The sequence below is a fragment of the Enterobacter cloacae complex sp. IR53041 genome (assembly GCF_049238285.1).
GTDB classification, from domain to species: Bacteria; Pseudomonadota; Gammaproteobacteria; order Enterobacterales; family Enterobacteriaceae; genus Enterobacter; species Enterobacter roggenkampii.
Genome location: NZ_JBMKHB010000065.1, coordinates 1 through 5,532, shown reverse-complemented (window position 1 = coordinate 5,532; position 5,532 = coordinate 1). Strand labels below are relative to the sequence as shown.

The 5,532-nt window shown below is 55.8% G+C and carries 5 protein-coding genes, 1 tRNA gene and 1 pseudogene; 3 read left to right on the top strand and 4 right to left on the bottom strand.

Features of this window, described 5'->3' with window-relative positions; all coding sequences use genetic code 11:
• Positions 1-12 precede the first annotated feature (12 nt).
• A tRNA-Asn gene (locus ACOTXF_RS23505) sits at positions 13-88 on the top strand.
• Between the two features lie 107 nt (positions 89-195).
• Here the strand turns inward: ACOTXF_RS23505 and ACOTXF_RS23500 are convergent.
• Entirely contained in the window at positions 196-597 is a 402-nt protein-coding gene (locus ACOTXF_RS23500; protein WP_234115288.1) for a RidA family protein, read from the bottom strand.
• A gap of 141 nt (positions 598-738) precedes the next feature.
• On the opposite strand from ACOTXF_RS23500, the gene ACOTXF_RS23495 reads away from it, so the two are divergent.
• Entirely contained in the window at positions 739-1,677 is a 939-nt protein-coding gene (locus tag ACOTXF_RS23495) for a LysR family transcriptional regulator (protein WP_047746488.1), read from the top strand.
• A gap of 43 nt (positions 1,678-1,720) precedes the next feature.
• Here ACOTXF_RS23495 and ACOTXF_RS23490 read toward each other — a convergent pair.
• Positions 1,721-2,359, bottom strand: a pseudogene (locus tag ACOTXF_RS23490) (LysR family transcriptional regulator); the annotation flags it as partial.
• 170 nt (positions 2,360-2,529) lie between these two features.
• On the opposite strand from ACOTXF_RS23490, the gene ACOTXF_RS23485 reads away from it, so the two are divergent.
• The gene (locus tag ACOTXF_RS23485; protein ID WP_048961996.1) at positions 2,530-3,138 is read left to right on the top strand and encodes a glutathione S-transferase family protein; all 609 of its coding nucleotides are present in this window, start codon (positions 2,530-2,532) and stop codon (positions 3,136-3,138) included.
• 43 nt (positions 3,139-3,181) lie between these two features.
• On the opposite strand, the gene cbl is transcribed toward ACOTXF_RS23485, so the two are convergent.
• A complete protein-coding gene (gene cbl / locus ACOTXF_RS23480) occupies positions 3,182-4,132 on the bottom strand; it encodes an HTH-type transcriptional regulator Cbl (RefSeq protein WP_008499476.1) in 951 nt (316 codons plus the stop codon).
• 96 nt (positions 4,133-4,228) lie between these two features.
• Entirely contained in the window at positions 4,229-5,146 is a 918-nt protein-coding gene (gene nac, locus ACOTXF_RS23475; protein ID WP_008499475.1) for a nitrogen assimilation transcriptional regulator NAC, read from the bottom strand.
• Positions 5,147-5,532: the final 386 nt, after the last annotated feature.

Sequence of the window (5,532 nt, the reverse complement as noted above, 5' to 3'; positions counted from 1 at the left end):
CGTTCACACGATTCCTCTGTAGTTCAGTCGGTAGAACGGCGGACTGTTAATCCGTATGTCACTGGTTCGAGTCCAGTCAGAGGAGCCAAATTTGAAAAGCCTGCTTTTGAAGCAGGCTTTTTGCTTTTCTGCGTCGGGTAAAATTGTCGGGTGGCGGCTTCGCCTTATCCGACCTACGGGACTGCATCTCTGAAGTTAACTCTGAATCGCATCCAGCCTGGCAATCACCTTAATCTCAAACTTAAATCCGTACAGCCACGTCACGCCGATCCCGGTCAAGGTAGGATAAGGCGCGTCCCCCCAATATTCTGGCAGGATACTCCAGATAGCGTCGAGGTTTGACTCGGGATCGACGACAAAGAGGGTCACGTCAACCACGTCAGCGAACGTGCAGCCCGCAGCCGCGAGGACAGCATTAAGATTATCGAAGGCCAGCCTGACCTGCGCTCTCAGATCGGGTTCAGGCGAACCATCCTCGCGACTACCCACCTGCCCCGAAACGAAAAAGAAACCGTTGGATTTGATGGCCGGTGAATAGCGATTGCGCTCATAGAGCGCCTGCCGACCGGAGGGGAAAACTGCTTCGCGTGCTGTCATGTTTGTACCTTTGCAATAGGGCAAAATCAGCCCGTTGAACATAAAGACACTTTACAGGTGCAGGTTCGGGCGGATAAACAAGCGACTTTGTCCATCATTGTTTGTAATATCCAAACAATCGGTGAAAAGAGAGGATAAGGAATGGATCGTTTCGACGCGATGCGCGCCTTTGCTCGCGTGGTGGAGGCAGGTAGCTTCACAAAGGCTGCCCAAACGCTTCATATGAGCAAAACCACGGTGACGCAGCTCATTCAGCAACTGGAAGCGCGCCTGCGCGTCAAATTGCTCCATCGCACCACCCGCAGGCTCGGTGTGACCCCCGATGGCGCGGTCTACTACGAACGCGTCATCCGCCTGCTGGCGGACATGGAAGATGCTGAAAACAGCCTGTCCAGCGCGACGATGACGCCCAGGGGACGGCTACGGGTTGATGTGCCCAGTCCGCTGGCCCGCCTCATCCTGGTGCCGGCGCTACCGGCTTTCCATGCACGCTACCCGGATATCCAGTTCGATATGGGCGTGAGCGACCGGGTGGTGGATCTGATCGGCGACAACGTGGATTGCGTCCTGCGCGGTGGCGAAATCAACGACGAGTCCCTGATCGCACGCCACGTCGGCGATTTGCACATCGGCGTTTACGTCGCACCGAGCTATGTAGAACGCCTCGGCGCCCCTGCGCACCCGCGAGAGCTGGAAAACACCGACCATCGCATTGTAGGGTTCTTGTCCTCGCGCACCGGTAAGATTGATCCTCTGGTACTGCGCAGTGAGAGTGAACATATTGACATCACGGGCAGCTATGTCCTTGCCGTGGATGATGGCAATGCTTACCTCGAAGCTGGGTTAGCCGGGTTAGGCGTGATTGCGCTGCCGGTCTATATGGCAGAAGCGCATCAGGCTTGTGGTTCCTTGATTCGGCTATTCGAACATTGGCGTATTAAGCCAATGCCCCTGTACCTGGCATTTCCGCCTAACCGCCACGTCAACGCCAGACTGCGCGTTTTTATTGATTGGATCGTTGAATTGATGCAGCAGCATATCCCTAATTCCAATAATAAGTCACTCCCTCCCAGACCCTGATTCGCTCATTAGAGTTGGTTACTTTCCACAGCACTCACCGCTCGCCGCCAGGCACGATCTCTTTCTCAAGACCCGCATTCACGCACCACGTTTTCCACGACTCCATGGAAAAAATAAGATGACTTTTTGCAATGTCAGACGGCGTAGCGGGCAGCACGCCCCCGTTATAGCCAGGTGCGGCCACCACAATAAGCTCATCGGAAAAAAGGTAATGGCTTTCACTCCCTTCCCAGTTTCCCTGCCCCATCCGTATCGCGATATCTATCCCTTCCTGCTGCAGGCTGGTGACCGTCAGACTGGCCTGGATCCGCAGGGTGATAAGCGGATACTTCGTCCGAAAGCGTTCCAGGCGCGGCAAAAGCCAGTGGCATCCAAATGACGGCACCATCGCCAGCGTCAGCTCCTGCTTTCTCGGCTTCACCTGTACGAGCCGGGTGGCATCCGCGATGTGGTTCAACGCCTCGCGTACCTGTAAGGCATAGAGCCGCCCTTCTTCGTTGATCTGCACTCCTCGCCCCAGACGGATAAACAGCTTTACGCCCACCATCTCCTCCAGCGTTTTGATCTGCTGGCTGATAGCGGAATGGGTAACGTGGAGTTCTTTCGCCGCCAGCGTCACGCTGCCAAGACGGGCGACGGCTTCAAAGCTTCGCAAACTGGCAATGGGTGGAAAATCCGACATGAAAGCACTTCCTTATCTGCGCTGGATATACAGCGGCAACCTGACCGTATGTCAGTAATACTAACCCTTACGGTAAGATACTGAAGATATTCGCCATGCAAATTGTATTGTAATGTCGGATCATCCTTTTCAATGACGCGTTCTTTCACACAGACAGGAAAACGGGAAAGATGATTAAGCTTGTTGGCATGATGGATTCACCTTATGTACGGCGCGTGGCGATCTCCCTTGAGCTTTATGGCGTTGAGTTTGAAAGCCAGCCGCTGTCAGTCTTTAGCACCTTCGACGCACTCTCCCGGATCAACCCCGCGGTAAAAGCCCCGACGCTGGTTCTGGATAACGGAATACGTCTGATGGATTCCTCGCTGATTCTGAATTATTTTGAGGCTCAGGCCGACCCCGAGCGGAGACTCCTGCCCGTCGCGCCGGATGCGCAGGCAAACGATCTTCAGACGCTGGGCTTTATTCTCGCCGCCGCTGAAAAAGCGGTGCAAAATGTGTATGAACACAACCTGCGCCCGGTAGAAAAGCAGCACGTTTCATGGGTCGAACGCATTACAATCCAGCTGCTGGCGGCCTGCAGGGAATGGAATACCTTACTGGAGGGGCGTCCCGCCACCGCCGTTCCCGATCAGGTTACCGTCACGAGCACGGTTGTCTGGACTTTTATTCAGTCGATGATCCCGCAGGTCGTTAACGCAGCGGATTTTAGAACGATTCAGGCGTTTGCCGAATCATTCGAATCGCAGTCGGCCTTCAAAAAATATCCGTTCAATTAAATGCAGAGCCCGGTAAGCGCAGCACCACCGGGCAAACCCGCACCTAAATCTGATAATCAATCGCCACTTCTTCCGGCTCCATTACCTGACGTTTAATCTCATCCACCGACAGCCCGGCGTTGCAGAGCTCGATAAAGCGCCACACATAGTTGCGCTGCAGCTGCCCGCGCTTCAGGCCAAGCCATACGGTGTTGGCGTCAAACAGATGACGCGTGTCAAGACGCACCAGATTCCCGTCCTCGCGTTCTCCGCTGGACTGTTCCGCCACCAGGCCAATACCCAGACCCAGCTCGACGTAGGTTTTGATGACGTCAGAGTCCTGCGCGCTCAGCACGATGTCGGGCGTTAACCCTTTACGATTGAAGGCCTCGTCTATGCGCGAGCGTCCCGTGATCCCCTGGCGATAAGTAATGAGCGGCCATTTCGCAACGTCTTCCAGCGTCAGGGGAGAGACCTGATTCAGCGGATGATCGACCGGGAGCAGTAAGCTGTGATACCAGCGGAACCAGGGGAACGCCACCAGCAGCGGGTCGTTGCTCAGGCGTTCGCTGGCGATACCGATATCCGCCCCACCGTTTTGCAGCAGCACTTCAATTTCCTGCGGCGTGCCCTGGATAAGCTCCAGACGCACCTCCGGAAAAAGTTCGCGGAACGCCTTAATCACCGGCGGCAGGCTGTAGCGCGCCTGGGTATGGGTGGTGGCGATGGTGAGCACGCCCGAGGCGTCATTGGTGAAGAGATCCGCCAGGCGACGCACGTTGCTGGCCTCGTTGAGGATCCGCTCAGCGATGGTGAGCAATGCTTTACCCGGCTCCGTCATGCCGAGCAGCCGCTTGCCGCGACGGATAAAGATCTCTATGCCCAGCTCCTCTTCCAGCTCGCGGATATGGCGGCTGACGCCGGACTGAGAGGTATAAAGCATATTGGCGACCTCGGTCAGGTTGTAGTCCCGCCTGGCCGCCTCACGGATAATTTTAAGTTGCTGGAAATTCACGATTCACTCCGGCGCATCTGACATAGCTCTATTGTTAGAGTCAGCCGAGCTGCAGAACAAATAATAAAAACCAGCATCTTATGCTTTTATGGAATATCAGCTCACGAGCTGGAGCTCACGGTTCTCAAGCGACGGCTTGCTGACCAGCGACATCAGAATCTCTTTTACCGCCTGCGCCTGTGGCGACAGCGAACCGCGTGCGGACATATTCAGCGACAGCGGCAGGCTCATCGAAGGCGTGGTGATCCGCGCCATCCAGCCGTTTGCCGCGCTGCACAGCGAACGCGCGGCGGATTCGGGCAGTACGGTGACGCCCATTCCGCTGGCAATGGCTGCGGTCAGCGTGGAGATCGAGTCAATTTCGCCGATGATTTTGGCCGTCAGGCGGCGCAGGGAAAACGCTTCGTCCACGCGCACGCGCACGGCGCTGTAGTCGCGCGGCAGATAGAGGTTCATCTCTGCCACGGCGGTAAGGTCTACGCTCTGGCCCGGACAGTCGCGGGTGCCCACGAGATAGAGATCTTCCTTCAGCAGCGGCTGGCTGGTGATCCCGGCCACCGGGGAGCGATCGTAAAGGACCGCCATGTCCAGCTGGCCGTTGAGCAGTTTGTCATTCAGTACGGACCCGCTGTTTTCGTGCAGGTACACCAGCACTTCAGGCAGCTCAGCGCGAACGGCCTGCAGCAGCGGCATGGTAATAGAGGACGCGGCCGTTCCCGGCGCCAGGCCAATAGAAACGTGTCCGCTCAGGGTCTGGCCCACGTTATTCACCGCCAGCTGCGCCTGCTCGCACTGGCGCAGAATCGTGCGCGCATGGGTATAGAGAATTTTTCCGGCTTCCGTTGGCGTGACGCCGCGTTTGGTGCGGATCAACAGCTGCTGATCCATCTCGCCTTCCAGAGTAGCCACCTGCTGGCTCAGCGCAGGCTGCGCGATATGCAGCACTTCTGCTGCTTGAGTCAGGCTGCCGATATCGACGATTTTTACGAAGTATTTCAGTCGTCTTAAGTTCATTTTGCCCCCTGTTCGAAATGCTGTGCCGGAACCGGCTGTCGTTGTTGAACAGGTTTTGCAATATGAATGCCACTTTTACCAGGCGGTCTGAATTGGGCGCTAAGCGCCTGAAAATAAGGAAACCTAATCATGGAGGGGGTTTTATTACCGAAACAGCAGTTTATGATCTGCCCCATTAGAGGTATATCCGCACCAAAGCGGTGCATTCCGCTGTCAAAAACAGCACTTTGCCGATTTTGTCAGCAAACGATCAAAAGGCGGCGATCCACCCTTTGACAAGGGAGACGCAGGTCGATAATATGCGCCCCGTTCACACGATTCCTCTGTAGTTCAGTCGGTAGAACGGCGGACTGTTAATCCGTATGTCACTGGTTCGAGTCCAGTCA